The organism is Haloferax elongans ATCC BAA-1513 (genome assembly GCF_000336755.1).
GTDB lineage: Archaea > Halobacteriota > Halobacteria > Halobacteriales > Haloferacaceae > Haloferax > Haloferax elongans.
Genome location: NZ_AOLK01000022.1, coordinates 108,411 through 134,038, shown reverse-complemented (window position 1 = coordinate 134,038; position 25,628 = coordinate 108,411). Strand labels below are relative to the sequence as shown.

The 25,628-nt window shown below is 63.8% G+C and carries 25 protein-coding genes; 10 read left to right on the top strand and 15 right to left on the bottom strand.

Annotated features, from left to right (window positions below):
- The 4 genes from C453_RS15155 to C453_RS15140 all read right to left on the bottom strand — a co-directional run bounded on the left by C453_RS15155 (position 1) and on the right by C453_RS15140 (position 6,450).
- Positions 1-1,638 (bottom strand): alkaline phosphatase family protein, encoded by a 1,638-nt coding sequence (locus tag C453_RS15155; RefSeq protein WP_008325753.1) that lies wholly within the window; start codon positions 1,636-1,638, stop codon positions 1-3.
- Positions 1,635-3,629: an asparagine synthase-related protein gene (locus C453_RS15150; protein ID WP_008325751.1), complete on the bottom strand. Its 1,995-nt coding sequence runs from the start codon at positions 3,627-3,629 to the stop codon at positions 1,635-1,637. Before C453_RS15150 ends, C453_RS15155 begins: the two co-directional genes overlap by 4 nt.
- A gap of 129 nt (positions 3,630-3,758) precedes the next feature.
- Complete coding sequence (locus C453_RS15145) at positions 3,759-5,177, bottom strand: oligosaccharide flippase family protein (RefSeq protein WP_008325750.1); 1,419 nt, start codon at positions 5,175-5,177, stop codon at positions 3,759-3,761.
- A 103-nt stretch (positions 5,178-5,280) separates the two neighbouring features.
- A complete protein-coding gene (locus C453_RS15140; protein WP_008325749.1) occupies positions 5,281-6,450 on the bottom strand; it encodes an HD domain-containing protein in 1,170 nt (389 codons plus the stop codon).
- Between the two features lie 131 nt (positions 6,451-6,581).
- On the opposite strand from C453_RS15140, the gene C453_RS15135 reads away from it, so the two are divergent.
- The 6 genes from C453_RS15135 to C453_RS15110 all read left to right on the top strand — a co-directional run bounded on the left by C453_RS15135 (position 6,582) and on the right by C453_RS15110 (position 10,449).
- A complete protein-coding gene (locus tag C453_RS15135) occupies positions 6,582-6,842 on the top strand; it encodes a hypothetical protein (protein WP_008325744.1) in 261 nt (86 codons plus the stop codon).
- Between the two features lie 91 nt (positions 6,843-6,933).
- The gene (gene cofD, locus C453_RS15130; protein WP_008325743.1) at positions 6,934-7,929 is read left to right on the top strand and encodes a 2-phospho-L-lactate transferase; all 996 of its coding nucleotides are present in this window, start codon (positions 6,934-6,936) and stop codon (positions 7,927-7,929) included.
- The gene (locus C453_RS15125; RefSeq protein WP_008325742.1) at positions 7,929-8,720 is read left to right on the top strand and encodes a tRNA-dihydrouridine synthase; all 792 of its coding nucleotides are present in this window, start codon (positions 7,929-7,931) and stop codon (positions 8,718-8,720) included. Before cofD ends, C453_RS15125 begins: the two co-directional genes overlap by 1 nt.
- Positions 8,720-9,574, top strand: a complete 855-nt coding sequence (locus C453_RS15120) for a triphosphoribosyl-dephospho-CoA synthase (protein WP_008325741.1) — start codon at positions 8,720-8,722, stop codon at positions 9,572-9,574. Before C453_RS15125 ends, C453_RS15120 begins: the two co-directional genes overlap by 1 nt.
- Positions 9,571-10,236, top strand: coding sequence for a DUF447 domain-containing protein (locus tag C453_RS15115; RefSeq protein ID WP_008325738.1), 666 nt, complete (start codon positions 9,571-9,573; stop codon positions 10,234-10,236). The genes C453_RS15120 and C453_RS15115 overlap by 4 nt, the downstream gene beginning before the upstream one ends.
- 24 nt (positions 10,237-10,260) lie before the next feature.
- Positions 10,261-10,449: a 30S ribosomal protein S17e gene (locus tag C453_RS15110; RefSeq protein WP_007543007.1), complete on the top strand. Its 189-nt coding sequence runs from the start codon at positions 10,261-10,263 to the stop codon at positions 10,447-10,449.
- A gap of 20 nt (positions 10,450-10,469) precedes the next feature.
- Here the strand turns inward: C453_RS15110 and C453_RS15105 are convergent, their stop codons facing one another.
- Genes C453_RS15105 through C453_RS15090 form a run of 4 tightly spaced genes read right to left on the bottom strand, consistent with a single transcriptional unit; the run spans position 10,470 to position 14,768 of the window.
- Entirely contained in the window at positions 10,470-11,648 is a 1,179-nt protein-coding gene (locus tag C453_RS15105; protein ID WP_008325736.1) for an ABC transporter ATP-binding protein, read from the bottom strand.
- 1 nt (position 11,649) lies between these two features.
- Positions 11,650-12,510, bottom strand: a complete 861-nt coding sequence (locus tag C453_RS15100; RefSeq protein ID WP_008325735.1) for a carbohydrate ABC transporter permease — start codon at positions 12,508-12,510, stop codon at positions 11,650-11,652.
- A 1-nt stretch (position 12,511) separates the two neighbouring features.
- The gene (locus C453_RS15095; protein ID WP_008325734.1) at positions 12,512-13,405 is read right to left on the bottom strand and encodes a carbohydrate ABC transporter permease; all 894 of its coding nucleotides are present in this window, start codon (positions 13,403-13,405) and stop codon (positions 12,512-12,514) included.
- 22 nt (positions 13,406-13,427) lie between these two features.
- On the bottom strand, positions 13,428-14,768 hold the full coding sequence (locus C453_RS15090; RefSeq protein ID WP_008325733.1) for an extracellular solute-binding protein: 1,341 nt from the start codon (positions 14,766-14,768) through the stop codon (positions 13,428-13,430).
- A gap of 169 nt (positions 14,769-14,937) precedes the next feature.
- Here C453_RS15090 and C453_RS15085 point away from each other — a divergent pair, with 169 nt between their 5' ends.
- On the top strand, positions 14,938-15,615 hold the full coding sequence (locus tag C453_RS15085) for a glycerophosphodiester phosphodiesterase (RefSeq protein ID WP_008325732.1): 678 nt from the start codon (positions 14,938-14,940) through the stop codon (positions 15,613-15,615).
- Positions 15,616-15,621: 6 nt separating this feature from the next.
- Here the strand turns inward: C453_RS15085 and C453_RS15080 are convergent, their stop codons facing one another.
- The 6 genes from C453_RS15080 to C453_RS15055 all read right to left on the bottom strand — a co-directional run bounded on the left by C453_RS15080 (position 15,622) and on the right by C453_RS15055 (position 22,588).
- Positions 15,622-15,891 (bottom strand): hypothetical protein, encoded by a 270-nt coding sequence (locus tag C453_RS15080; RefSeq protein ID WP_008325727.1) that lies wholly within the window; start codon positions 15,889-15,891, stop codon positions 15,622-15,624.
- Positions 15,888-17,432 carry an acyl-CoA carboxylase subunit beta gene (locus C453_RS15075; RefSeq protein WP_008325725.1) on the bottom strand — a complete coding sequence of 515 codons (1,545 nt, stop codon included), beginning with the start codon at positions 17,430-17,432 and terminating at the stop codon, positions 15,888-15,890. Before C453_RS15075 ends, C453_RS15080 begins: the two co-directional genes overlap by 4 nt.
- Before the next feature lie 217 nt (positions 17,433-17,649).
- Entirely contained in the window at positions 17,650-19,068 is a 1,419-nt protein-coding gene (locus C453_RS15070; RefSeq protein ID WP_008325723.1) for a sodium-dependent transporter, read from the bottom strand.
- Between the two features lie 171 nt (positions 19,069-19,239).
- Positions 19,240-20,577 carry a sodium-dependent transporter gene (locus C453_RS15065; RefSeq protein WP_008325721.1) on the bottom strand — a complete coding sequence of 446 codons (1,338 nt, stop codon included), beginning with the start codon at positions 20,575-20,577 and terminating at the stop codon, positions 19,240-19,242.
- A 264-nt stretch (positions 20,578-20,841) separates the two neighbouring features.
- The gene (locus tag C453_RS15060) at positions 20,842-21,549 is read right to left on the bottom strand and encodes an SDR family oxidoreductase (protein ID WP_008325720.1); all 708 of its coding nucleotides are present in this window, start codon (positions 21,547-21,549) and stop codon (positions 20,842-20,844) included.
- Between the two features lie 73 nt (positions 21,550-21,622).
- Positions 21,623-22,588 (bottom strand): NADPH:quinone reductase, encoded by a 966-nt coding sequence (locus tag C453_RS15055; protein WP_008325718.1) that lies wholly within the window; start codon positions 22,586-22,588, stop codon positions 21,623-21,625.
- 138 nt (positions 22,589-22,726) lie between these two features.
- Between C453_RS15055 and C453_RS15050 the strand changes: the two genes are divergently transcribed.
- The 3 genes from C453_RS15050 to sucD all read left to right on the top strand — a co-directional run bounded on the left by C453_RS15050 (position 22,727) and on the right by sucD (position 25,301).
- A complete protein-coding gene (locus C453_RS15050) occupies positions 22,727-23,209 on the top strand; it encodes a hypothetical protein (protein ID WP_008325717.1) in 483 nt (160 codons plus the stop codon).
- An 80-nt stretch (positions 23,210-23,289) separates the two neighbouring features.
- On the top strand, positions 23,290-24,435 hold the full coding sequence (sucC, locus tag C453_RS15045) for an ADP-forming succinate--CoA ligase subunit beta (protein WP_008325715.1): 1,146 nt from the start codon (positions 23,290-23,292) through the stop codon (positions 24,433-24,435).
- Positions 24,432-25,301: a succinate--CoA ligase subunit alpha gene (gene sucD, locus C453_RS15040; protein ID WP_008325713.1), complete on the top strand. Its 870-nt coding sequence runs from the start codon at positions 24,432-24,434 to the stop codon at positions 25,299-25,301. Before sucC ends, sucD begins: the two co-directional genes overlap by 4 nt.
- A gap of 11 nt (positions 25,302-25,312) precedes the next feature.
- Here the strand turns inward: sucD and C453_RS15035 are convergent, their stop codons facing one another.
- Entirely contained in the window at positions 25,313-25,612 is a 300-nt protein-coding gene (locus C453_RS15035) for a zinc ribbon domain-containing protein (RefSeq protein WP_007543035.1), read from the bottom strand.
- Between the last annotated feature and the right edge of the window lie 16 nt (positions 25,613-25,628).

The window sequence follows — 25,628 nt, the reverse complement described above, 5'->3', positions numbered from 1 at the left end:
TCAGAGATAGCCGAGTCCTTGCAGCCGCGATTCGACGTCGTCGCCGACGTCACGGGCCGAGTCGCGGTCGACGGGGCGTTCGTAGGTTGCTTCCGCCGTGGGCGTGACGCCGGGGAGGACAGTCCCTTCCATCCGGTCGCTTCGGGGCAGGCCGAGGAGCGAGAGGACTGTCGGAGCGATGTCGAGGAGATGCGGCGTCCCGAGCGATGCAGTGGGGTCGAACCCGTCGCCCGCGATAGCGACGACGCCGTACGGCTTGTGATTCCACGGTTCGTACATCGGCCCGAACAGGTCGCCACGAAGTTCGGCTTCCGGGAACGTCTCGAAGTCGCGCGGGAGGAGCATGATATCTGGTGCGGCTTCGATAAACGGCCCCTCGAACACCGCTTCGCGCGGGACGACGGCGTCGAATACAGGGTCTCCGTCCGGGGTGCGAACGGTAGAGAGTTTCTCGATGAGTTCCAGCCGAAGCGACTCGTACTCGTCGGGGGAGACGACACCCGCCGGTTCGCGGCCGGCGAGGTTGATTCGGATGCCCAGTTCGTTCGACGTACGCATGTAGGCCCGTGAGTTCTCGAAATCGACGCGGGCGGGCACGTCGGCGGCCCTGAGCGCCTGCTGCGGGACGAGGCGCTTGACGACGCTGGTCAAACCGAGCCGTTCGACGGTGTTCGCCGCGGTCGTGAGTGTTCGGTCCCGTACCCGGTCCACGACAGAGGGGTCGCTTCCGGACTCAGACGCGGACTCGCCGGGCGCTTTCAGGTCTTGTTTCCAGAGCGGAATCCACGATGGGCTTCCTTCCTTGTCGCGGACCGTCTCGACGTAGCCCGCTCGGCTGAGGAACTCGTTGACGCGGAACTCCACGTCCTCGTAGGGCCCGATACCGTGGTCGCTGGCGACGAGCACGACATCCGGGTCGAACGCTTCGACGGCGCGGCCGACCTGTTCGTCGGTGGCACGGTAGACCTCTCGCAAGAGGTCGAGGTCGCCGGGGAAGTCGTGGACCGCGGTGTCGGTCCGCTGGAACTCGACGAAGCCGAAGTCGGGGTCGAACCGCTCTGTCAGGTAAACGAACGCCTCGCCGCGCGAGCGAATCAGGCGTTTGTACTCGTCGGCACGGACCGAGGCTGGCACGCGCTCTGCGTCCGACGTGGTCCGGTTGAATTCATCTTCGCCGTAGACGCGGTACTCGCCGATTGCCTCGCGAACGTCAGCCAAGAGCCCCGGTGGGTGCGTCGCCGGGTCTTCGGGACCGATGTAGCCCGGTATCAACGCGCCGTCGAACTCGCGTGGCGGGTGTGTCACCGGGGCGTTGACGACGACGCTGCGCAGTCCGCGCTCCGAGAGGAGTTCCCAGAGCGTCGATTCCGCGATGTCCGTCGCGTCGGAGATGCGCCAGTCGTAGCCGTCGTACGTGAGGAACCCGAACACGCCGTGTTTGGCAGGGTTGACGCCGGTGTACAACGAGGGCCACGCGCTCGGCGTCCACTGGGGGACCTGTGATTCGAGTGGGGCCGACCCTCCGCTTTCGAAGATTTCCTGAAGGTTCGGCAGGAGCCCGTCGTCGAACATCGGCTGCATCACTTCCAGACACCCCGCGTCGAGGCCGACCAGGAGGACTCTGCGGTCGGCGTTCATCGGTCGTCACCTCCGTCGGAGCGAGCTATCGAGTGCCTGTCGTCTGTGCCGTGTTCGTACAACTCGCCGTTTGTACTTGCAGACGTCGGCCGGAGTTGGCCGACCGGCGTCGCTTCTGTCTCGGCCATCTCTGCCGCATCGACCCCGTCCTCGACACCAGCGAGGTGCCGCACGGCGGGCATCCTGACGAACGACAGAAGGGTGTAGAGCTGGTGACTGTAGTCCGCCCCGGCGAGGTGGGCGTGATAGGTTCGGACCACGCCCTCCCAGTCGAGGAAGGGAAGTGCGTCGATGACTGCGCGGCTCTCGGCGAGCGTGTCGAGGACGAACGAAGTGTCTCTGATGTACTCGCCGTCTTCCATCCACGGGCCGGAGACATGGTACGACTTCTCGCCGTGTTCGGGGCGGACGAACAGGTGGTCGAACGCGTTTACCTTCGTCTGGAGGAAGTCCAGTGGATACCGCCGCGACAGCGGGACGCCCGTCGACGCGTGGGGAATCGCGGCGAGGTCGGCGTCGAGTCTCGCAACGGCGGCGTTCACGAGGTTCGGGCCGATGAGGTGCTTGACGGGGACGGTCAACGCGAGGTCGACGAGTCGGTTGTCGAGGAACGGCGTCCAGTGTCGCTTCGTCTGTGTCAGGCCGTAGTAAAAGAGGTCGGCGTCGTTGGACATCGGGTAGCACTCGCCGTAGGAGACGAGTTCGCGAAGCGACGGGTACGTGACACCGTGGTATTCGAGTCCGTCCTGTCCCGTTTCGACACCGTCGGCAAGTATCTCGTCGAGCGATTTCGAAGCCGATGCCGAGAGATACGGCGGCAACTCAGTCGAACAGCGCTGGACGTACTCGTCGGCATCTGCTGGCGCGTCTTCCCACGGGAGTTGGAACGTCCCCAGCGGGCCGAGTGGAATCGTCCATCGTCGTATCGAGAGGCCCTTGAACAGCCAATCGCTGTAGAGTCCGGTGACCAAGAGGTCCACCTCGTCGTGGATGTCGTCGAGGAAGCCCGTGACGTGGCCCTGATTGAACTCGCCGTAGAAGTTCATCACTGCCGCGTTGTCGTCGAGGATTCGCGCCGGGTAGTGGTCGTCTCGCTGGAGCAGCGAGAACGGAACGCCCGCAGTCTCTGCGGTACGCTCCGCGACGCGAGCCTCGCGGTTCATCCAGTCGTTCATGTGGTAGGTGACGACCGAGGAGTCGTCTGCTGCGGCAAGGATGAGCCGCGAGTCGCTGCCGCCGCTCAGGAGGACGCCAGCCCGCTCGTCGGTTCTCAGGCGGTCGTTGACGACTGTCTGAACCGTCTCGGTGAACTCGTCTGCGACCTGGTCGAACGGTCTGTCGACCGGGCGGTACGAGAGCGTCCAGTACTGCTCGCGGGTCGTCTCCCCCGTCTCGAGGTCGTACGAGAGCGTCGTTCCGGGTTCGAGTTCGGTGACGTTCTCGAAGACGGTTTGCGTCCCCGGAACCGCCGCGGTAGCGAAAAACGCACTAAGTGCGTCGGCGTCGAAGCGAGCGTCGATGTTTGGGTAGACGGCAAGTGCCTGCAGGTCCGTGCCGAAGACGAACGCGCCGCTTGCAGTCTCGGCGAGGTAGATTGGGTGTGTCCCGAGGCGGTCGGTCGCGATGTGAAACCGCTCGCGCTGTCGGTCGTAGAGTGTGACTGCAAAGGTCCCGTTCACTCGCGAGAGGAAATCGAGGCCGAAGCGGTCGTAGAGGCCGCGGCAGTACGCGGGTGTCGATGGTACGTCGTCAGCCGCGTACCGACTCTCGTAGCCGTCTGCGGTCTGTATTCCGTGGATGTCTCCCCAAACCCAGATACGAACGTTCGACGTCGCCAAAACCGGTTGGTCGGCGTCTGTCATCGTCGAAACGCCGACGCGAACGTCGCCGCTGTCGTACGACTGGGGTGTTTCTCCGGTCCTCGTGTGTTCCGTCAGGAGTGGTCCGAGTGGACAGTCTCTCGGACCGACGATGCCACATAACCCTGCCATGCCTGACAGGAGGTGAGAAACGGGGTTAGTTAGTCACGAACCAGTGACTGTTAGCACAGTCGTAACGTCTCTCGAGAGGTACTGTTACGAAGGCAATAACGGATTGCAACCGCATCTCCGGTTTCACGCCTACCCTCCCGAGGTGACCGCTCGCGCGAAGTCGAACACGAGCGACCGAATCGACTCGAAGCTGAGCGCGGCGACAGCGTAGACGACGCCTCCGAAGCCGACGTACGCGAGGACGGCGAGGAGGCCGCTCGGCGGGGCGACCTGCAGCAGTCCCCCGACGGCGACACCCATCACGGCGGCCGCGGCGGTGAGCCGAAGCAGGTTGGCAACGGGAAGCCGATAGGTGACGAGGCGAGAGAGGTACACAACCCGAATCACCATCCCGGCAGTGTACGCGAGTGTCGTCGCCACGGCCGCTCCGATGAGACCGAACTGGAGGATGAGCACCACGTTCAACACGAGGTTGAGCGAGATGCCGACGACTGTCGCGCGGGCGACCAAATCCGGGCGGTCGAGGCCGAGCAGACACCGTCCGACGAGTATCTGAATCGCTTCGGGAATTTTGCCCACGATGAGGACGACGAGGACGAGCCACGCGCCGGCGAACGGCGGGCCGAAGACCGCTTCGAGAAGGTCGGAGCCGATGAGAAACGCGCCGACTGCTGCGGGAATGATGAGCGCGAGGGCGGGCGTCGTCGCCCGAGTGAGAAGGCGACCGATACGGTCGGCGTTCGCCTCGGCCCACGCGCTGGTCTGCGGGAGGATAGACGGCCCTATCGCGTGTGTGAGAAGGAGCGTGACGCCCGCGACGCGCCACGCGATTTCGTAGGTGCCGACGGCGTCCTGCGTGAGGATGAACCCGATGATGAGCACGTCCATCCAGCTGTGGACCTGCAGGCCGATTGTGGGAATGATGTTGTACTTCCCGAAGGACAGAAGTGACCGAATGCGGGCGAGAGAAGGCCGAGCAATCGACGGGCGAAGCTTCCAGACGGCCCAGACGAACCGGACACCGAGGCCGACGAGGTAGGCACCCACGAGTTCGAGTGCGCCGCCGCCGGCGACGACGAGCGCGGTTGCGAGTCCGATAAACACCAGTTGTTGGACCAGTTGGAGCGCGGCCGTCTCGCCGACGCGGAGTTCGCCGCGAAGGGCGCTTTCGGCAATCGTCGTCGCCCGGGAGAGGACGAGCGCCGCGAGAATAAACGGTGCGGCGTCGACGCCGACGTAGGCCGTCACGTCGCCGCGGAAGACGAACAGGCCGAGGCCGACGAGTCCAGCACCGCCGACGGTGATTGCTGCCGCGGCCGCGACGACCTCTCCGACTCGCTCGCCGCGACCGATTCGCTGCTCGACAGCCGTGCCGATTCCGGCGTCGGCGACGATAGAGAGGACGCCGAGGAGCGCCTGAAACAGGAAGAACGTCCCGAGGACGCCCGCGCCGAGTTCTCGCGCGAAGTACGCGAAGGCGGCGAACGACAGGACGGTGTTCGACACCTTCGCGATGAAGAGTTTCGAAGAGGATAGGGAGATGTTCATTGGGGGACTCGCACGGGGTTCGCGGCGGAACGTTCCCCCGCAACGTGATTAGTTATACACCGATTGACGGAGAACGTAGCCGGTCGCGTCGGTTATGAGCGGTCTACTGCGAGACGACGTGCATCGGGAGGTCGAGCACGTCGACCGCCGCCGCGGCCACCTCGTCGCGGGCGACCTCGGGAGCGTACACGCCGAGTCTCCACTGCGCGCGCTCGGTCGCCCGGAGCGCGCCGACGAGTTCGGAGGCAGATTCGAGTCGCTGAACCACGCCGTCGACGACGACGCGACTCCGCGATTCCTTGATTCGCGGCGTCGGCGGCGCGTCGATAATGACCTTCTCGGGCGCGACGTCGGAAATCTCTGCAATCTCACGCTCGGCAGCGCGGGTCTCGTCGTGGCCGAGTTCGACCACGTCTGCGGGGACAGCACTGAGCGGTGCCCAGATAGCTCGCTTGTAGAGGGTCCGACGTTCGATGCGTTTCCCGAGGTCGGGGACACGTTCGCCCAGTGCGACGAGCAGGTCGTGGTCGGCCATCCGAACGAACTCCTCGATTGGCAGGCCGTCGTCGACGAGGCGTTCGGAGGCGCGTTCGAGCATCGCGCCCGCGATACGTGACGTGTGATGGCGGTACACCGTCCCGTTCATCAGGGCGCGAGCGAGGAGGAGCGATTCGGCGGTCTGGACGTTCCCCTCGGCGAGGACGAGCTGCCCGTCTCGGTAGCGGAGTTGGCGGACGAGCCGACCGTGGTCGATGGTTCCGTAGGGAACGCCCGTATGGTGGGCGTCGCGGACGAGGTAGTCCATGCGGTCCACGTCGAGTTCCCCCGAGACGAGCTGGCCGAGGCCGCCGCCGCCGTCGACGATATCGGCGACGTGCATCGGGTCCAAGCCGTGGGTTTCGAGCGTCTCACCGACGACAGAGCCGTCGAGCAGGTCGTGAATCTCGTCGTGGTCGCGGCCGGTTCGGCGGCGGATGAGGTCCTCGGTCTGGTGGCCGTACGGGCCGTGGCCGATGTCGTGGAGGAGCGCGGCGGCGCGGACGTGGGCGGCTTCCTCGCCTTCGATGCCGAGATGCGAGAGGGCGCGCGAGGCGAGGTGATAGACGCCGAGGCTGTGTTCGAATCGGGTATGGCTCGCAGAGGGGTACACGAGGCGAACCGTCGAGAGTTGCTTGATATGGCGGAGACGTTGGAATTCGGGGGTATCGACGAGGTCGGCGGCCACGGGGTCCAGAGAGATGTAGTCGTGGACGCTGTCCTTGACGGCGGTCATATCGGCTGTTGTGCGACTGGCATCAAATAGCCGACCATTCACTTCGGAGCGCACTCCGTGGATCGAAGCACCCCGACTCATCGTGTCATCCTCACCACAATTCCTTTCAGTTGCGGATGAGGTTTCCGAATATGGGTCTGAAGTCCATACTCGGGAACGCCCTTGGATACACGCTTCTCGGGTTCGCGTGCATCTCTGGTCTCTTTGCAGTGTACTGGGCCGGGATGAGTGTGCTGACCGGCGCGACACCGGGCCGCATCATGTTCGTGCTGTTCGGCCTCGGGTCGATGATGACGTCCGGGTTCTTCGGCTATTTCGTCCGCAAGTCGGTCGCGGGGCAGGTGCTACCGTCGGGTTTCGACCGGTCTATCGCGTATCGCGGCGGCCAGTGAGTCGTACTGCGGACGGTCGCTGACAGACGCCCCGACTGCGGCCGTCTCCGGTGAAGGAACTTTCAAACCGCCGGTCACCCTACGCCGGAGCATGGTAACGTTCCTCGCCGGGGGCACGGGCACCCCCAAACTCCTCGATGGGGCCGCCGAGGTGTTCGACCCCGCCGAGACGACAGTCGTCGCAAACACCGGCGACGACGTCGAACTCGGTGGCCACCTCGTCTGTCCCGACCTCGACACCGTCCTCTTTTCCGGTGGCGGCGTCCTCGACACCGACCGTTGGTGGGGCATCGCGGGCGACACCACCGAGACGGACGACGAACTCCACCGCCTCGCCGACGCGGCGGGCCTCGAATCCGGCCCGCGATACCTCTCTCCCGAGGCCCAGACCGCTGGCCGCGATATCGCCCGTTGGCGACGCTTCTCCGGCGTCGCAGAGTTCATGGAAATCGGCGACCGCGACCGCGCGGTCCACATCACACGAACCTCGCTCCTCGACGAAGGAAACTCGCTGACTGAGGTCACACAGACGCTCGCGGACGCCTTCGACCTTGACGTGTCGCTCCTGCCCATGAGCGACGACCCAGTAGCGAGCCTCATCCACACCGAGGAATCGGGCGTCATGCACTTTCAGGAGTACTGGGTTCACCACCGCGCCGAACCCGAGGTTCAGGACGTAGAGTTCCGCGGTGCCGACGAGGCGACAATCACACCCGAGGTTGCCGACGCGCTCTCGGACCCCGTGGTCGTCGGCCCCTCGAACCCGGTCACGAGTATCGGCCCGATGCTGGCCCTCGACGACTTCGCCGACGCGCTCGCCGAGACGCCGGTCGTCGCCGTCTCACCGTTCGTCGAGGATACCGTCTTTTCGGGACCAGCAGCCGACCTCATGGAAGGAACCGGCTACGAACCCTCGACAGCGGGCGTCGCCGAGGCGTACCCCTTCGCGGACGCGTTCGTTCTCGACGACGAGGACGGGACCGATCTCGACAGGCCAATCGTCAAAACCGACACGCGAATCGACGGGCCAGAGGACGCCGCTCGCGTCGTCCGTGCGGTCGCCGACGCGCTCGCGGAGGTGTCGTGATGTTCGCCCCTCGCGTCGCGGTCGCGAGCCTCAGCGGCGAATCTGACGCCGACTGGGCGCGTGCTGCCGCCCCGTACGTCGGCGCGGCGTTCCTCGGCGGCGTCGCTATCGACGAGGCTGCACAGGAAGCTGCGGAAGAACTCGTCGCACGCGACCGCTCGGAGTTCATCACCGACGACCCGACAGAGTTCATCGACGAACAGCTGGCCGAATTGGACGCCGCAGACGGCCCGGATATCTTCGCCGCGGTCAACGTCCGGGCGACGACAGTCGACCCGATTGGAGACGCAGCGTCAGTCTGCGCCGACCACGGTGCAGGCCTCGAAATCAACGCCCACTGCCGCCAAGACGAACTCTGTGCAGTCGGGTGCGGAGAGGCGCTCCTCCGCGGCACCGACAGACTCGTGGAGTACGTCGAAACGGCGCGAGCAGCGGGCGCAGAAGTGGGCGTGAAGGTTCGCACGGAAGTCGAGGGCGTCGACCTCTCGGACCTCGCCGCGGCTCTCGCAGACGCCGACGCGAACTGGATACACGTCGATGCGATGGACTCCGAGGCGGTCGTCGCCGATGTCGTCGCGGCCGCACCCGACCTGTTCGTCATCGCCAACAACGGCGTCCGCGACCGCGAGACGGTTCGTGAGTATCTCGACTACGGGGCCGACGCCGTGAGCGTCGGGCGGCCGAGTGACAACCCGGAAGTGCTCCAGCGCGTGCGCGCCGCGACCGACGAGTGGTTCGCGGAGCAGGCCAGCCGTGCGGATTCGGACGACGAGCAGGAGGCGACCGTCTGATGTCGAACCCAGTTTCGGAGCGCGGATTTGAACCTGCCCGACACGCCGAACTCGCACTCCTCCTCGAAGTCGCCGGGACGCCAAAACCCGGGAACGTCGACCGCCGACGCGACCTCTCGGGCCTCTGCTTCGAGCACTTTCTGACCGGGGCTGTCGGCTCGGCGGCGGGGCTTCGACTGGCCGAAGACGGTGCACCGGTCGGAGAAGCGTTCGAGACCGCAGTCGCCGGGATGAGCAAACAAGGCGGCGGCAACACGCAGTTCGGCTGTCTCCTGCTTCTCGTCCCGCTCGTGAAGGCCGCGGTCGCAGGCGACTTGTCGCCGGAGGGGGCGACTCGCGCCGCGGAAGCGACGACCGTGGACGATGCGGTATCGTTCTACCGAGCCTTCGAGCACGTCGACGTCGCGGTGGGCGACCCACCGGGAGACGCCTCGGACCTCGACGTTCGGCGTGGCTCGGAGGCCGAATCCGCTCTCCGAGCGGAGGGACTGACCCTCTCCGACATCATGGAACTCAGTGCCGAGCGAGATGCGAACGCGCGGGAGTGGACCGGCGGCTTCGCCCGAACGTTCCGCGCGGCCGAGTCCATCCTCAACGACGAGGGCCCAGTTACCGACCGCGTGGCGCGGGCGTTTATCGACCTTCTCACCGAGGAGCCAGACACGCTCGTCGTGACGAATCACGGCGAGGATGTCGCCCGCGACGTGATGGACCGCGCGGCGTCCGTCTCCGACCTCGACGAGGCCGAGACGCTGGCCGAGGAGTTCGTCGCCGAGGGAATCAACCCCGGGACGACTGCCGATATTGTCTGTGCGGCGACGTTCGTCGCGCTGGAACGGGGGGTGCCACTGTGACCCGCACTGGTGATGCTGGCGGCGACGGCGACGACAGCGAGGCCGACGGGACCGTCGAGTGGCCGGTCGAACTTCGCGGCGTCACCGAATCGGTCGTCGCGACGCTGGGACCGAACGGACTGTGGAACTTCGCGGCACTCGGGCTTCACGCGCCCGACACAAACGACGACGTTGTCACCGCAACCACGTGGGGAAACACCCGAACCCGTCGCAACTTCCACCGGCAGGAAGGCGGCGTCGTCCAGTTCGTCACCGACCCGCGTGACTTCGTGGACGCCGCGATGACAATCTGGGAGGAAGAGACACCCGTCCTCGACTCGGCGGACGCGTGGGCCGAAGTCGAGGTAGAGATGGTCGATTCGGGTGACGACGGCGGAACCGACTGGGAGAAATGGAAGCTTCGACCCACGGAGGCGGCAGTCGAAGCGACTCGCCCGTTCACCATCAACCGGGCGTTCGGAGCCGTGGTCGACGCGACGGTCGCCGCCTCCCGACTCGACGTGCCCGCGTTCGACACCGACGAACTGCTCTCTCGACTCGCGTACTTCGAAGAGACCGTCGAGGCGTGCGGCGGTCAGACCGAGCGCGAGGCGTTCGAACGCATCGATGAACACACCGGGTGGCGCAAGTTGGCCGCGGAAAGACGGAACGAATCGTTTTAGTGTTCGTCCGGGGAAATCTCGGACATGGCAATCAAGCCCAAATACGTCAAGCAGTTGGGTAACATCCTGCTGGAGCGCTACCCGCAGGCGTTCAACACGGACTTCGAGACCAACAAGGACAGCGTCGACCAACTGACCACCGTCGAATCGAAGAGCGTTCGAAACCGCATCGCGGGCTACATCACCCGCAAGAAGGGCGGTCAGGCCGCGTAATTTTCGACACAGACGATTCTCTACTGAATCTCTTCTCCGCCCGCTCCGGGAGCGACTGCGTCGGCGCGCTGCGTCCGGTCTTCGGACGACCCGACTGCTGTGTTCGGGGCGTGGTACACCGCCTCACCAGTCTCGCGGTCGAACAGGTGTGAGCGGTCGGCATCGACCGTCAGGACAACCCGTTCACCGGGGTCGAACGCCGCCCGCGGGGTCGTCGAGACTTGCACCGTCTCGTCGCCGAGTTGGCAGTGGACGAGGAGGCTGTCGCCGAGGGGTTCTGTCACGGTCACTTCGGCAGTCGCGGTGCAGGTGCCTGCTGACGCGTCGTCGAGAGGCGCAATGTCGATGTCTTCGGGTCGGACGCCAAGGTCTGCTGCGTCGATGTCGCCCTTCAGGGCCATCTCGCCCGCCGCGATGGGGACTTCGAGACCGGTGTCGTGGACGACGGCGTCGCCGCGGACTTCGACCGGGAAGACGTTCATCGCGGGTTCGCCGATGAACTCCGCGACAAACCGGGTCGCGGGTCGGTCGTAGAGTTCCTGCGGCGGAGCAACCTGCTCGGCGTGGCCGTCGTTCATCACGGCGACGCGGTCGCCGAGTGTCATCGCCTCGGTCTGGTCGTGGGTAACGTAGACCGTCGTCGTCTGGAGGCGGCGATGGAGCGAGGCGAGTTCCGTCCGCATCTGGATGCGGAGCTTCGCGTCGAGGTTCGAAAGCGGCTCGTCCATCAGGAAGACCGAGGGCTCGCGGACGAGCGCGCGGCCGATAGCGACGCGCTGGCGCTCGCCACCGGAGAGCGCGGCCGGTTTGCGGTCCAGCAGGTCTTCGATACCGAGCATCTCGGCCCCCTCGGCCGCCCGCTTCGAGAGTTCCGACTCGGAGATGTCGCGGGCGGCGTCCGCGCCGAAGGTCATGTTGCGCTCGGCGGTCATATGCGGGAACAGCGCGTAGTTCTGGAACACCATCGCCACATCGCGGTCCTTCGGTTCGACGCCGTTGACTCGCTCGCCGCCGATTTCGAGGGAGCCGTCGGAGACGGTTTCGAGACCGGCAATCATTCGGAGCGTCGTCGATTTCCCGCAGCCGGACGGCCCGACGAGGACGAGGAACTCGCCGGGTTCGACCGCGAGGGAGATGCCGTCGACGGCGGTCACGTCTTCGAATCGTTTCGTCACTGAGTCGAGTTCGATTGCAGTCATGTCACTTCTGTTGGAGCGCGAATGTTTCGAGGAGCGGTCGATGCAGGGCGACGAGGACGACAAGCGGGACGCTGAGCGCGAGTATCGACCCCGCCATAATGAGTCCCCACTGCGTCTGGCCTGCCTGACTGGCACTTTGGAGATAGCTGATTCCGACCTGGACGACCTGCTTTTGCTGGTCGGAGACGACGATGAGCGGCCAGAGATACTGGTTCCACGCGTAGACGAACGTGATGACCGAGACGCCGGCAATCATGCCGCGCGACATCGGAACGAGTACGTCCACGAGGAATTCGATGGGACCGACGCCGTCGAGTCTGGCCGTCTCCACGAGCGACGAGGGGATGCTCAGGAAGTGCTGTCGGAACAGGAACACCGCCGTCGCGCTGGCGATGTACGGTCCGGTGATAGCGAGCATCGAGTTCGCCCAGCCGAGGTCGGCCATGAGTTCGAAAAGCGGGACGATACGAACCGGAACCGGGAGGAGCAACGTCAAGAGGACGAACGCGAAGATAGCGTCCTTGTACGGGAAGTCGTAGTAGACGATAGCCAGCGCCGCCAGCAGCGACAGCGACACCTTCCCGACGACGACGATAATCGACATCACGAACGAGTTGACGATGTACCGCGCGAGGTCGTACTCGAAGAGGGCGCTTTGGTAGTTTTCGAGAGCGTGCCCGCCGGGAGCGAGGTTCGTCACGTCGTAAATCTGGGCGGTCGACTGGGTGCTCATCAGCAACGCGAGGAGCAAGGGCGCACCCATGAGAACGATGGAGACGACGAGCGAAAGGTGAACCCACAGCGTGTCCGGAAGTCCGACGGTCGCCGACTCCGACGTGATAGAGGAATCTTCGACCGCCATGTTAGGCCCCGTAGTGGGCGTATTCGCCCGTCAGTTTCAGTTGTGCCAACATCAGTATCGAGACGATACCGAAGAGGACGATGGACTCCGCCGAGGCGAGACCGAGGCTGTTGAACTCGAACGCGTCGCGGTAGAGTTTGAAGATGAGGAGGTTCGTCGCCCCGTTCGGGCCGCCACTGGTCATCAGGTCTACGAGCGGGAACGTCGCGAAGAACGCGTAGATGGTGTCCATGACGACGAGGAAACCGAGCGTGGGCGAGATGAGGGGGACGTACACCTCACGGAGCATCGTCAGCGACCCGACGCCGTCAAGGCGGGAAGTCTCCGCCAGCGACTCCGGGACGTTGTGGAGCGCGGCGAGCAGGAAGACGATGTTGTAGCCGAGTTGCTTCCAGATGGCGACGACGGCGAGGACGCCGAAGGCGAGTGGCCCGTTCGTGAACCAGTCGAACTCGACGCCGGGTATCATCTCGATGTAGTGGGTGATGACGCCGAGGTTCGGGTGCAAGAGGAACAGAAGAACCGTCGCGGCGACGGCCGGTGGAAGTGCATACGGCCAGATGGCGGCGACCAGATAGATGGACCGCCACTTGTCCACGCGATAGAGTTGGTAGGCGACGAACAGCGCAATCGTCAGCGACCCGACGACCACGACGGCCGCGAAGGCGAACGAGACGAACAGGCTGTTGTGATACTCCGGCGACGTGGCGAGCGTGACGAAGTTGTCGAGGCCGACGAACGTCGTCTGCTGGCCCAACAGCAACGTCTCGTAGAGACTGAGCCGGAACGTCTCGAACGATGGGTAGTAGAGGAACAGTACTAACACGGCGAGCGTCGGTGCCAGAAACACCGCCGCCGCTCGTGAGTCGTCGAACGCGCGAATATCTCGTACCATAGAAATGCGAGTGTGGAGGCGTTCAGTTGGTCTTCTCGGCGTGCGCTTCGAGTTCAGACTCGACCTTGGAGTCCATGTTCGAAAGCGCGTCGTCCACCGGGGTTCCCTGAATCATCGAGACGTACCCCTCCTCGATGATGGTCCGGGTCTTCAGGAACGGTCCCATGACCGCCCCACGGGTGGCGGGGCTGTCTTTCGTCTCTTGGAGTTGCTCGAAGGCCGTGACGTAGTTGGGGTTCTCGTCGAACCAGCCGTCGTTTTCGAGGGTGTCGACGGCTCCGGAGTGAATTGGGAAGTAGCCGGTGCCCTTGTGCCAGCGAACCTGCTGTTCGGGCTGGGTCAGCCACAGAAGGAACTCGGCGGCGGCTTCCTGCTGGGCGTCCGAGAGGCCCGAGGGGACCCACAGCGACGCCCCACCGATGACCACACCGTTTCGAGACCCGTTCGGAACGGGCAGGTAATCGACGCCGACTTCGAAGCCATTTTCTTTGCCACCGGTGGTCAGAGACGTGATTCCCGAGGTGGAGGTGATGTGCATGCCGGTCTTCCCCGAGAGGAACGCCTGGTCCGCTGCGCTCCACGCTTCGACGCCGGGGTTGAGGTAGTAGCCCTCGTCGTACATGTCGGCCCACCATTCGAAGATGTTCCGCGAGGCGTCGCTCGTCAGATTAGCCTTCGTCGGCGTCCCAGCGCGGCCGTTCTGCTTTCCGACGAGCAGCGCGTCCTGCTCTGCGAACCACTGCTCGACGAACCACGAGTGGTTGGCGAACGTGATTCCTTTCTCTACGTCCGCGTTCGCGACGAGCGCTTCAGAGGCCGCACGGACTTCCTCGAACGTCTTCGGTGGCGACTCGGGGTCGAGTCCGGCCGCCTCGAAGGCATCCTTGTTGTAGTAGAGAACCGGGTTCGAGGAGTTGAACGGCATCGAGTTGAGCGTCCCGTCGATGCGGTAGTAGTTCATCACCGAGTCGAGATACTGGTCGTAGTCGATGCGGTCCGACGGGATGATTTCCTCGACGGGGACGAACGCACCACTGTCGATTGCGAGTTGCGTCCCGACCTCGAAAATCTGAGAGACTGCGGGCGGGTTCCCGGCTTTCACCGCAGAGGTCGTCGCGTTCAGCGTCTCACGGTAACTCCCTTTCGAGGCCACGTCGAGTTCGATGCCCTCGGTCTGGGATTCGAAGTCCGAACCCATATTGTCGAGCAACTTCGCCGTGTCACCGCCCATCGCGTGCCAGAACTTGATTGTCGTCGTGCCGCCGCCGCCGAGACTGCCTGTACACCCGGAGAGTCCAGTGAGTCCAGCAACGCCTGCCGTGCCTGCTCCTTTGAGGAAACGTCGTCGGTTGAGACCGTGCATCGCTCGGAGGGAACCAAGCGTCGATGAAAAGCCTTTCTTTCAGATAATAAATTAGAGAAAATAGATTTGGGTGTCATAATAATTGTCTATCCAGGCATCATGTTTTTCGTTTGCCACAGTGTGTCAATTGAGAAATGGCTTTCAACCGGGGTATCTCACACATATCTCCATGCGCGCTTTCGCTCACCGGGGCTGTCCCGTACTCGCGCCCGAGAACACGCTCGCCGCATTCCGCGCTGCCACACCGCGTCTCCCTTGCGTCGAACTCGACGTGCGTCGCTGTGGGAGTGGAGAACTCGTGGTCTTCCACGACGAGACGGTAGACCGCATGACCGACGGGTCGGGAGCAGTCGCTGACGCGACGCTCTCAGAACTTCAGGAACTTCGTGTCGGCGACTCGTCGGAGTCGATTCCGACACTCGCGGCGGTGTTCGACGCACTTCCGGATTCGACGTTCGTCAACGTCGAACTGAAGGAGTCGGGACTCGCCACCGACCTCGCAGCCATCGTCGCCGACGTTCCCAACGAGGTTCTCGTCTCGTCGTTCGACGCCGATGCGCTCCGCGAAATTCGGGAGGCGTCTGCCCTCCCAGTCGCGTACCTCTTCGCCGACGACTGGGCCGACTCGCTCGCTGTCGCCGTGGACCTCGACTGCGCGGCCGTTCACCCGTACTACGAACTGCTCTCGGCGGCCCGCGTCGGGGAAGCACAGGACGCCGGGTTCGACGTCAACACGTGGACGGTTCCAGACCGCGAGACGGTCGAGAGACTACGCCAGTGGGGCGTCGATGGCGTCATCGTGGACGACCCGGCGCTCGTCGCCGAGAAAGAAACTGAGAGCAGTTAGAGTAGATTAGAAGCGTTCTGTGCGTCCCGAGGCGGCCCACGCGTCTGTGGGTGCGCCCGACGGAACCCGACGCCCGCATCCGGTGACCGATTCGAGTCGGCCGGCGTACTGCCAGCGCTTTTCGTTCCACGTCTCTTCGTCGCCGTTCGCGGCTGCCGCTGCTGCGGCCGCGGCTTGGTCGCGGATGTGTGCGCCGACGGCGGCGACGATGGCTGCGGCCTCTTCCGGGTCCGCGTCGTCCGGAATCGACAGCCCCGACTGGATGTTTTCGCTCATAGCGGGATGTTGCCGTGCTTCTTGTCCGGTTGCGACTTCCGCTTGGACTTCAGCATCGTGAGGTCGGAGACGAGCCGTTTGCGCGTCTCGGCTGGCTCGATAACGTCGTCGACGTAGCCGCGGTCGGCTGCGGTGTACGGGTTCGCGAACTCCTGGCGGTACTCGTCGATGAGTTCGTCACGACGCTCGTCGGGGTTTTCGGCGGCCGCCAACTCCTCGCGGTAGAGGATGTTGACTGCGCCCTGCGGACCCATGACTGCGATTTCGGCGGTCGGCCACGCGTAGTTCACGTCCGCGCCGAGGTGCTTCGAAGCCATGACGTCGTAGGCACCACCGTAGGCCTTGCGCGTGATGACCGTCATGAGTGGGACGGTCGCCTCGGAGTAGGCGTACAACAGCTTCGCGCCGTGGCGGATGATGCCGTTGTGCTCCTGGTCGGTTCCGGGGAGGAAGCCGGGAACGTCCACGAACGTGAGAATCGGGACGTTGAACGAGTCGCACATACGGATGAATCGAGCGGCCTTCTCGGAGGCCTCGATGTCGAGCGTCCCGGCGTTCACACGCGGCTGGTTGGCGACGATACCGACCGAGTGGCCGTCGAGTCGCGCGAAGCCGACGACGATATTCTTCGCGAAGTCCTTCTGGACCTCGAAAAAGGAGTCCTCGTCGAGGACTCCGCCGATAACGTCGTGCATGTCGTAGGGTTTCTTCGGCTGGTCGGGGACGACTTCGGCGAGGTGTTCGTCTTCGCGGTCGGGGTCGTCCCACGGCTCGACGCGTGGCGGGTCTTCGACGTTGTTCTGGGGGAGATACGAGAGGAGATGACGAATGTCGTCGAGTGCCTGTTCTTCGGTGTCGGTCGCGAAGTGGGCGACCCCGCTCGTCGCGGTGTGGGTCGTCGCGCCACCGAGTTCGTCGAAGGTGACTTCCTCACCGGTGACCGTCTTGATGACGTCCGGTCCGGTGATGAACATGTGGCTAGTGTCGCGGACCATGAACGTGAAGTCCGTCAGCGCGGGGGAGTAGACTGCACCGCCAGCACACGGCCCCATAATCGCGGAAATCTGCGGAATAACGCCCGACGCCTCGGTGTTGCGGCGGAAGATTTCACCGAAGCCACCGAGCGACTGGACGCCTTCCTGAATCCGCGCACCTGCGGAGTCGTTCAGGCCGACGACGGGCGCACCGACTTCCATCGCCTTGTCCATCACCTTACAGACCTTCTCGGCGAACACCTCGCCGAGCGACCCACCGAAGACGGTGAAGTCGTGGGCGAAGACGAAGACGGTTCGGCCGTCGACCTCCCCGTAGCCCGTGATGACGCCGTCGCCGGGGAGCTTCGTCTCTTCCATTCCGAACTTGTGGTTACGGTGGGTTCGGAACTGGTCGAACTCCTGGAACGTGTCGTCGTCGAGGAAGTAGTCGATGCGCTCGCGCGCAGTCATCTTGCCCTTCTCGTGTTGCGACTCGATTCGGTCCTCACCGCCGCCTTTCTTCGCTTCCTCGCGCTTCTCCCGCAGTTCGTCGATCCGGTCTTCCATCGTCATGCCAGACCACCTTCGCTCATTGAAATATCGGTGCGTATCCTGGGGTCAAAGGAGTTCCGCAATCCGGCAACCTGGTGTTCGACAGTCGTCGAAATCTACACGTAACAATCATCACATACCGGTGTGACGAATCGACAGACTGCGTGGGGTGGTGTCGGCAGCGACCACACAAACGGAAAAATGGAGTCGGAGTGCGTGGGTCTCCGCTTCGTCAGACGACCGACTCGGGTCGGCGAAGACCGAAGAATGCGACGGCGCTGGCGACGACTGCGATGCCCACAGTCCGCCAGAAGCCGATGCTTCCGTCCACGCCGAAGTGCGTCAGGAGCGTGAAGACGAGGAACAGTGGGAGCACGATGCCGACGGCAAAGAGCCACGGCGTACTGAGAGAGCGACCGAGCGCTCCTGCGCCCGACGCCAACTCCTCGATAGCGTCGCGTCCCATGACCCAACCGACGAACAGGAGGAACGCGGCGAGTCCGGCAGTCAGGAGGATGTTGACGAGCGTTCCGGCGACGAAACCGAAGATGGAGGGTTCGAATGCGCAGACAGTTCCAGTGACCGCGACGAGACCCGCCATTCCAGCGACTGCGCGCTTGCGAGAGACGTCGTATTCGTCGACGAGGAACGCGACCGGGATTTCGAGCATGCTGATAGAACTCGACAGCGCCGCGAGCGTCACGACGGCGAAGAACGCGGTGGCGATGAGCGTTCCGGCGGGAAGTTGCGAGAACGCGCCCGCGAGGCCGACGAAGAGTGCGCCGGGTCCAGTGCCCGTCTCGGTCGGGTTGATACCCTGCGAGAACAGAAGCGGGAAGACCACCAGACCGGTGATGACGCCGACGCTCGTGTTGAGCACGGCAATGGCGCTGCCGTCGAAGGGGAGCGAACGGTCTTCACCGAGGTAGGAGGCGTAGGTAATCATCGTCCCTGCGCCGAGAGAGAGCGTAAAGAGTGCCTGTCCGGCGGCGGGACCGAGGATAGCGAAGAAGTTCTCCGAGATAACCGAAGGGTCGAAGCGGAGGAAGAACGCGTAGCCTGCGGCCGCGTTCGGTTGGGTCGCGGCCCACGCAGCGAGCCCGCCGAGGAGGACGAGCACAGCGGGCATCATGATTTTGGTGCCGAGTTCGATGCCCTTGCGGATGCCAGCGAAGACGATGAGTGCGGTCAGTCCGAGGAACAGCAGGTGGTAGAGCGCAGCATCCGCTCCGGCGGAGACGCCGCCGAAGTACTGTCCGGGGTTCGTGAAGTACGCGGGGTCAGAGCCGACGAGAGAGACGCCGCTTTCGAGGAGGTAGCGAATAATCCAGCCGCCGACGACGCTGTAGAACGACAACAGCGAGATGCCGGTAATGACCGAGAACATGCCGATGAAGCCCCACGAGCGCTGCCCCGAGAGTTCCCGAAGTGCGCCGACAGGTGATTTGTTTGCGCGGCGTCCGATGACGAACTCCCCGAGGAGTCCGGGGACGCCAACGAGGAGGACGATTCCGAGGTAGACGACGAGGAATGCACTCCCGCCGTTTTCTGCGGTCTGCCACGGGAACCGCCAGATATTCCCGAGACCGACCGCGCTTCCGACGGCGGCGAGGATGAATCCGAGCCGCGTCGCCCATGTTTCTCGTGCCATTGACACTCATTGACAGCCCATCCCTAAAATGACTTTCGGACCGAAGATACGTCACCACAGAAATTTAACGGTTTTACCCGCCTTAAACGCAAAATTCTCCGTCGGATTGTCGGAGAAAATGCATCGCTATCGAGGAATCGTAACTGCTCAAAAATGTGTCGATTCGCCGCCTCAGATGGGCGGAATGATAGCCGGACTCTCGCCGAGGAACAGGGTCTGGAAGCCCAGCACCAGCGTGGCGACGACAGCCACGATGACGAGCGTGCGTGCGAGCCAGAGCCACGTCAGGCCGACGCCGTCGCCGAGGCCGCTTCCCTTCATCACTTCGTCGAGGGCTGGTGCGCCGTAGACCCACGCGACGAAGATGAGGATACCGAGGACGCCCACGGGCAGGAAGAACTTGTACGCCAGCGTGTCGAACCAGCCGAGCCACGCCGTGTCGAGTGCCGAGGGGACGCCGAGCAGGAAGATGATACCACCGAGGAGGACGGCCATCTGCGGGCGCGTCACGTCGTAGTTGTCGATAGCCCACGAAACGACGACTTCGAGGAGGCTAATCGCCGACGAGAGCGCGGCGATGAGAACCACGAGGAAGAAGATGAGACCGATTGCCTGCCCGCCGGGGATGTTGGCGAACGCGCCGGCGACGCTGATGAACACCGCACCGGCACCGCTCGTGTTGGGGTCGATACCCTGTGCGAACAGGAGCGGGAGGACGACGAGACCGGCGAGGATGCCGACGAAACTGTTCAGGAAGACGATGGTAATCCCGTCACCGAACAGGCTCTGGTCGCCGTCGATGTAAGAGGCGTAGGTAATCATCGCACCCATACCGAGCGACAGCGAGAAGAACGCCTGCCCGACGGCGAAGGGAACGATGTCGCCTAAGTTCGCAAAGAGCGCGTCGAAGTCGGGCGAGAGGAAGTACGCGTACCCCTCGGACGCTCCGGGGAGCGTGAAGGCGAAGATTGCGAGCGCACCGAGGATGACGATGATGCTCGGAACCATCAGCTTCGTCGCCTTCTCGATACCGTCTTCGATACCGGCGGCGACGATGACGACCACGAGTGCCATGAAGACGGCGTGGAGCGCGAGCGCGTCCATACCGGCCGAAACCTGTCCGAAGTACTCTGCGGGCGCACCGAAGTACGCACCCGTCAGGCTACCGCCGATGTAGCGGAGGACCCACCCGCCGACGACACTGTAGTACGACAGAATCCAAAAGCCAGTGAACAAGCCGAGGGCACCGACGAAGCGCCAGTTCTTGTGGCCGAGTTTCTCGAAGGCGCTGATGGTATTCAGGTTGCTTCTCCGCCCGATGACGAACTCGGCGAGGATGGCCGGGAGGCCGATGCCGAGTGCGGCGATAACGTAGACGATGAGGAAGGATGCCCCGCCGAACTGCGCAGTCTTGAACGGGAACTGCCAGATGTTCCCGAGACCGACTGCGCTGCCGACTGCAGCGAGGATGAAGCCTGCTCTCGTCGCCCAGGTTTCACGTTCGTTCATGTTCTACCACCGTGTTGCTGACGAGGGTGTGATAAATGACGCGGTATGCAGTCGCATATCGGGCGGAAAACCTACACATTTCTCCAAACGATTATATATGATGGCACGTTCGTCCGAATCTTGGCGATTATTCACCCCTGATTTCTAACGCTTGTCGTGTTCGTGAATGTCATGCGCTCGCTGCAAAAATTCGCGCGCACCCCTCGCAAGTCGGTGGTAGTAGCGCCTAATCAGGGCCGATGTTGTCAAATTAATAATTGTTTCTCACGCTTCGCCGTACACCGGGACCGCCGCCCCACTCGTTGCCGATGAGGCGTCCGAACAGAGGAACAGAATCGTCTGTGCAATCTCCGCTGGCGTGACCCACGTTTCGAAATCCGCGTCGGGCATCATCTCGCGGTTCATCGGCGTGTCGATGATGCTCGGCATGACCGCGTTCGCACGCACGTCGCCGAGGTTCTCCTCCGCAATCGTCTCTGTCAGGAGTCGAACGCCAGCTTTCGACGCCCGGTAGATGCCGTCGCCCTTGCCCCCTTCGAGCGACGACCGAGCAGAGACGCTCACGATAGTCCCTGACGTCTCACGGAGGTGCGAAATCGCGTGTTTCGAGGCGAGGAACATCGTCTTGAGGTTCACGTCGAAGAGGAAATCGAACGTCTCGGCGTCGGTCTCGTCGATGGGCGTCCCGCCGCGCCACGTTCCCGCGATGTTCGCGAGGTGGTCGATGCGGCCGAAGTCGGACGCGACGGCGTCGACGACGCGGGCAACCTCGTCTTCGTCCGTGAAGTCACCCTCGTAGAAACGGACGCCATCCGAGTCGAAGAAGCCGTCTTCGTCGTCCGGTTCGACGACGTCCGCGGCCGCGACTGACGCGCCCGCAGCGTGGAAGGCCCGGGCGACTGCACCGCCGAGTTCCCCGCTGGCACCGGTGACGAGTGCGACTGTTCCTTCGAAATCGAAATCGACAGTCATTGCAATGACAATTGGTCGCACACGACATAAGATGCGGTGGCCAGTCGAGACGACGCAGTAGCCGGAGGGCGATTCAGGGCGTGATAACCAGCTTTCCGAGGAAGCTGTCTTCCATGACGGCTCGTTGTGCGTCTGCAGCCTCGTCGAGGTCGTAGGTTCGCGCAACGTCGATTTCGAAGTCGCCAGCGCCCAGTAGTCCGGCGAGTTCCCGGAGCGGGGCCGTGAGTTCCGGCGTGTTGAACATGCTCATCATCGTAATTTGTAGGTCCTTCCCGCGAGCGGCGGACGACAGTTCGAACCCGACTTGCGGGTCGTTCTCGCCGATGCCGACGACTCGTCCCCCTGTGGCTGCCACGTCGGCGTCGAACTGGAGGTAATCGTCGAGGCGGTGGTCAAGCGTCAGGTCTACCCCACCACCCTTCGCGGCGTCTTTCACTGCCTCGGCGAGGTCGTCGCGGCCGTAGTCGAGAACCACGTCGGCGCCGAGTTCTGCCACGCGGTCGTGATATTCTGGGGCCGCCGTGGTGATGACGTGTGCGCCTGCTGCGTTGGCGAGTTGGACGGCCGCGTGGCCGACGCCGCCTGAGCCGCCGTGAATCAGGACTGTCTCGCCGAGTTGCATTCCACCGTGGTCGACGAGCGCCCGCCACGCGGTGACCCCCGCAACTCCCGCGCCGCCCGCCGCGACGAGGTCCGCGTCGTCTGGAAGGACCGCGAGACGGTCGGTCGGGACCGCCGCGAACTCGGCGTAGCCGCCGTAGTGGTCCTTTCCGATACCGGTGCCGACGACGGAGTCACCCACTTCGAAGTCGGTGACGTCGGTGCCGACGGCTGCAACCTCGCCAGCGACATCGACGCCCGGAATCATCGGCATGGCGAAGGGTTGGTACGACCCGTCTCGGAAGTAGGTATCGACGGGGTTGACGCCGGCAGCGGCGACTTCGACGAGCACCTCGTCGGGCTGTGGCTCGGGCACGTCGATGTCGTCTACCTGCAACACGTCGAGTCCGCCGTGGGTGTGGAATCGAACGGCGCGCATGGCTCTGCGTGCGTCGCCATCCCTGATAAAAACGGAGTCACCGGAGAGATTGGTGGGGGAGAAAAGAGAGCGAGTCGGTTCATTGGGGCGTGTCGGCTGGCCGAAAACACTTACCGGCGTATCGAGAATCACCCGCTGATGCCCTCCCGACGCGTTCTCACGCTTGTTGCGGTCGCCGTCGTCTTTTTCGCCGGAGCGGCGGCGATGCCCATCGTGGACACGTCCCGAGACATCGACTACGCCGTCGAAGTTCACCCCGCGACCGGCGGGACCGTCGACGGACTCTCGTACAGCGAGTCAGACGTCGTTCCCTACGAGTACCTCTCGCCAGCAGCACAGCGTGCCTTCGACCGGGCGAGAGCCGCGTCGAACGACACGTACGTGGTAGACGACGAGAACCAGACCGCACCGGACCTGCACTACGCGACGGACCACATCGACGTCGGCTACGGTCTGTACCCGGTCAGATACGAGGGTGAAGTGTACTCACTGCGCGCCGACCAAGTAGGCGGCGGCATCGACGTGGGTGCGCTCATCCAACTCTATCTGGTGCGTCCGGTCCTCGCTGCGTTCGGTCTCGTATCCGGGCTCTTTGGTGCGTATTATTTCGTTCGCGAGTAATCACTGTCGGCGAATTTCACCGCCCTCCGACGAGGAGATGATTGGGATTTAAGCGCGTGCCTTCCCCTCCCACGGATGGCATGAAGCTTCACGAATATCAGGCGAAGAATATCTTCGCCGAGGCCGGGATTCCGGTGCCCGAGTCCCGTCTCGCATCGTCGGTAGACGAGGTTATGGAGGCGGTCGAGGACATCGGCTACCCTGCTGCCATCAAGGCGCAGGTACACGTCGGTGGGCGTGGCAAGGCTGGCGGTATCAAAATCGCCATGGACGAAGACGAAGCTCGTCAGGCCGCCGAGGACATCCTCGGAATGGACCTGAAGGGTTACACCGTCGAGAAAGTTCTCGTCGAGGCTGGTGTCGACTTCGAGAACGAACTGTACGTCGGTATCACGATGGACCGCAGCGAGGGCAAGCCCGTCGCGATGGTCTCGACCGAAGGTGGCGTCAACATCGAGGAAGTCGCCGAAGAGAACCCCGACGCCATCGCACGCGAGCACATCGACCCCGCGTTCGGTCTGCACCCGTACCAGGCCCGCAAGGTCGTCTTCGAGGCTGGTATCCCGCGTGACGTCGCGTTCGACGTCGCCTCGTTCCTTTCGACGCTCTACGACCTCTACGAGGCCAACGACGCGTCTGACATCGAAATCAACCCCGTGATGATTACCTCGGACCGCGACGTGGTGGCCGCGGACGCCGTGATGAACATCGACGACGACGCGCTCTTCCGCCACGACGACCTCGCGGCGATGGAAGAAGACTCCTACGAGGACGAACTCGAAGCCAAGGCTGGCGAGTACGGCTTCGACTACGTCCGTCTGTCGGGCAACACTGGCATCATCGGCAACGGTGCCGGGCTGGTCATGACGACGCTCGACCTCGTCGACTACTACGGCGGCACACCCGCCAACTTCCTCGACATCGGTGGCGGTGCGAAGGCAGAACGCGTCGCCAACGCGCTGGACATGGTCTTCTCTGACGAGAACGTCGACTCTGTCGTCTTCAACATCTTCGGCGGCATCACCCGCGGTGACGAGGTCGCCAAGGGTATCAACGAGGCGCTGGAGCAGTTCGACGAGATTCCGAAACCGGTCGTCGTCCGCCTCGCGGGCACGAACGCCAAGGAAGGCATGGAGATTCTGAACACCGACCTCGTGCAGGTCGAAGCGACGCTGGAAGACGCTGTCCAGCGTGCTGTCGAGAACGCCAAGGAGGTGTCCCAATGAGCATTTTCGTCGACGACGACACGCGTGTAGTTGTACAGGGTATCACTGGTGGAGAAGGCAAGTTCCACACCCGGCAGATGGTGGAGTACGGCACGAACGTCGTTGCCGGAACGTCCCCCGGAAAGGGTGGACAGGACGTTGACGGCATCCCCGTCTACGACACCGTCTCCGAGGCCGTCGAAGAGGAAGACGCCACGGCCTCCGTCGTGTTCGTCCCACCGGCGTTCGCCGCGGACGCTATCTTCGAGGCGCTCGACACGGACCTCGACCTCGTCGTCGCCATCACGGAAGGCGTCCCGACGCAGGACATGGCCAAGGTCAACAAGCGCCTGTCGGAGACCGACACGCGTCTCATCGGCCCCAACTGCCCGGGCATCATCACGCCTGGCGAGGCCAAACTCGGCATCCTCCCCGGCAACATCTTCGAGGAGGGTAACGTCGGTCTCGTCTCGCGCTCCGGTACCCTCACGTACCAGGTCGTCTCGAACCTGACCGAGCGCGGTATCGGCCAGACCACCGCCATCGGTATCGGCGGCGACCCAATCATCGGCACTTCGTTCATCGACGCCCTCGAAGCGTTCGAGAACGACCCCGACACCGAGGCCGTCGTCATGTGCGGTGAGATTGGTGGCGAAGACGAAGAGCAGGCCGCGAAGTTCATCGCCGAGAACATGGACACGCCGGTCGCTGGCTTCATCGCTGGCCGTACGGCACCGCCGGGCAAGCGCATGGGTCACGCTGGCGCTATCGTCTCCGGTTCCGGGACGGGCACCGCAGAGTCCAAGATTAACGCCCTCAACGACGCGGGCGTCCCCGTCGGCGACACCCCGAACGAAGTCGCCGACCACATCGAAGACTTCCTCTAAGTCTTCCGCACCTATCTTCGTTTTAGCCGCGTTCCGCACATCCCACAGCGATTGCTCCCGACCACGTTCGGCGCACCGCACTCTCGACAGACGACCATTCGCTCGCGCGATTTTTCCTGTGCAGTCTGGAGGAACAGCGTCGGGTCGACTGTCGTCCCTTCACCCTCGACACCCTCGTCGAGTCGGTCGACGACCCGTTCGACGAGCGCGTCGTCCCGCATGCTATCGAGGAGGCGGACAAACCCGACGAAGAGGAGTGACGGGGCCACGATGCAAAAGCCCGCCACGAGGAGGGGAACGACAGCTTCCATGGGCAACGATAGCACT

Excerpts from the sequence above, each read along its gene's own strand:
- C453_RS15155 (WP_008325753.1), bottom strand. The coding sequence starts at position 1,638 with ATGAACGCCGACCGCAGAGTCCTCCTGGTCGGCCTCGACGCGGGGTGT.
- C453_RS15150 (WP_008325751.1), bottom strand. The coding sequence starts at position 3,629 with ATGGCAGGGTTATGTGGCATCGTCGGTCCGAGAGACTGTCCACTCGGA.
- C453_RS15145 (WP_008325750.1), bottom strand. The coding sequence starts at position 5,177 with ATGAACATCTCCCTATCCTCTTCGAAACTCTTCATCGCGAAGGTGTCG.
- C453_RS15140 (WP_008325749.1), bottom strand. The coding sequence starts at position 6,450 with ATGACCGCCGTCAAGGACAGCGTCCACGACTACATCTCTCTGGACCCC.
- C453_RS15135 (WP_008325744.1), top strand. The coding sequence starts at position 6,582 with ATGGGTCTGAAGTCCATACTCGGGAACGCCCTTGGATACACGCTTCTC.
- cofD (WP_008325743.1), top strand. The coding sequence starts at position 6,934 with ATGGTAACGTTCCTCGCCGGGGGCACGGGCACCCCCAAACTCCTCGAT.
- C453_RS15125 (WP_008325742.1), top strand. The coding sequence starts at position 7,929 with ATGTTCGCCCCTCGCGTCGCGGTCGCGAGCCTCAGCGGCGAATCTGAC.
- C453_RS15120 (WP_008325741.1), top strand. The coding sequence starts at position 8,720 with ATGTCGAACCCAGTTTCGGAGCGCGGATTTGAACCTGCCCGACACGCC.
- C453_RS15110 (WP_007543007.1), top strand. The coding sequence starts at position 10,261 with ATGGCAATCAAGCCCAAATACGTCAAGCAGTTGGGTAACATCCTGCTG.
- C453_RS15105 (WP_008325736.1), bottom strand. The coding sequence starts at position 11,648 with ATGACTGCAATCGAACTCGACTCAGTGACGAAACGATTCGAAGACGTG.
- C453_RS15100 (WP_008325735.1), bottom strand. The coding sequence starts at position 12,510 with ATGGCGGTCGAAGATTCCTCTATCACGTCGGAGTCGGCGACCGTCGGA.
- C453_RS15095 (WP_008325734.1), bottom strand. The coding sequence starts at position 13,405 with ATGGTACGAGATATTCGCGCGTTCGACGACTCACGAGCGGCGGCGGTG.
- C453_RS15090 (WP_008325733.1), bottom strand. The coding sequence starts at position 14,768 with ATGCACGGTCTCAACCGACGACGTTTCCTCAAAGGAGCAGGCACGGCA.
- C453_RS15085 (WP_008325732.1), top strand. The coding sequence starts at position 14,938 with ATGCGCGCTTTCGCTCACCGGGGCTGTCCCGTACTCGCGCCCGAGAAC.
- C453_RS15080 (WP_008325727.1), bottom strand. The coding sequence starts at position 15,891 with ATGAGCGAAAACATCCAGTCGGGGCTGTCGATTCCGGACGACGCGGAC.
- C453_RS15075 (WP_008325725.1), bottom strand. The coding sequence starts at position 17,432 with ATGGAAGACCGGATCGACGAACTGCGGGAGAAGCGCGAGGAAGCGAAG.
- C453_RS15070 (WP_008325723.1), bottom strand. The coding sequence starts at position 19,068 with ATGGCACGAGAAACATGGGCGACGCGGCTCGGATTCATCCTCGCCGCC.
- C453_RS15065 (WP_008325721.1), bottom strand. The coding sequence starts at position 20,577 with ATGAACGAACGTGAAACCTGGGCGACGAGAGCAGGCTTCATCCTCGCT.
- C453_RS15060 (WP_008325720.1), bottom strand. The coding sequence starts at position 21,549 with ATGACTGTCGATTTCGATTTCGAAGGAACAGTCGCACTCGTCACCGGT.
- C453_RS15055 (WP_008325718.1), bottom strand. The coding sequence starts at position 22,588 with ATGCGCGCCGTTCGATTCCACACCCACGGCGGACTCGACGTGTTGCAG.
- C453_RS15050 (WP_008325717.1), top strand. The coding sequence starts at position 22,727 with ATGCCCTCCCGACGCGTTCTCACGCTTGTTGCGGTCGCCGTCGTCTTT.
- sucC (WP_008325715.1), top strand. The coding sequence starts at position 23,290 with ATGAAGCTTCACGAATATCAGGCGAAGAATATCTTCGCCGAGGCCGGG.
- sucD (WP_008325713.1), top strand. The coding sequence starts at position 24,432 with ATGAGCATTTTCGTCGACGACGACACGCGTGTAGTTGTACAGGGTATC.
- C453_RS15035 (WP_007543035.1), bottom strand. The coding sequence starts at position 25,612 with ATGGAAGCTGTCGTTCCCCTCCTCGTGGCGGGCTTTTGCATCGTGGCC.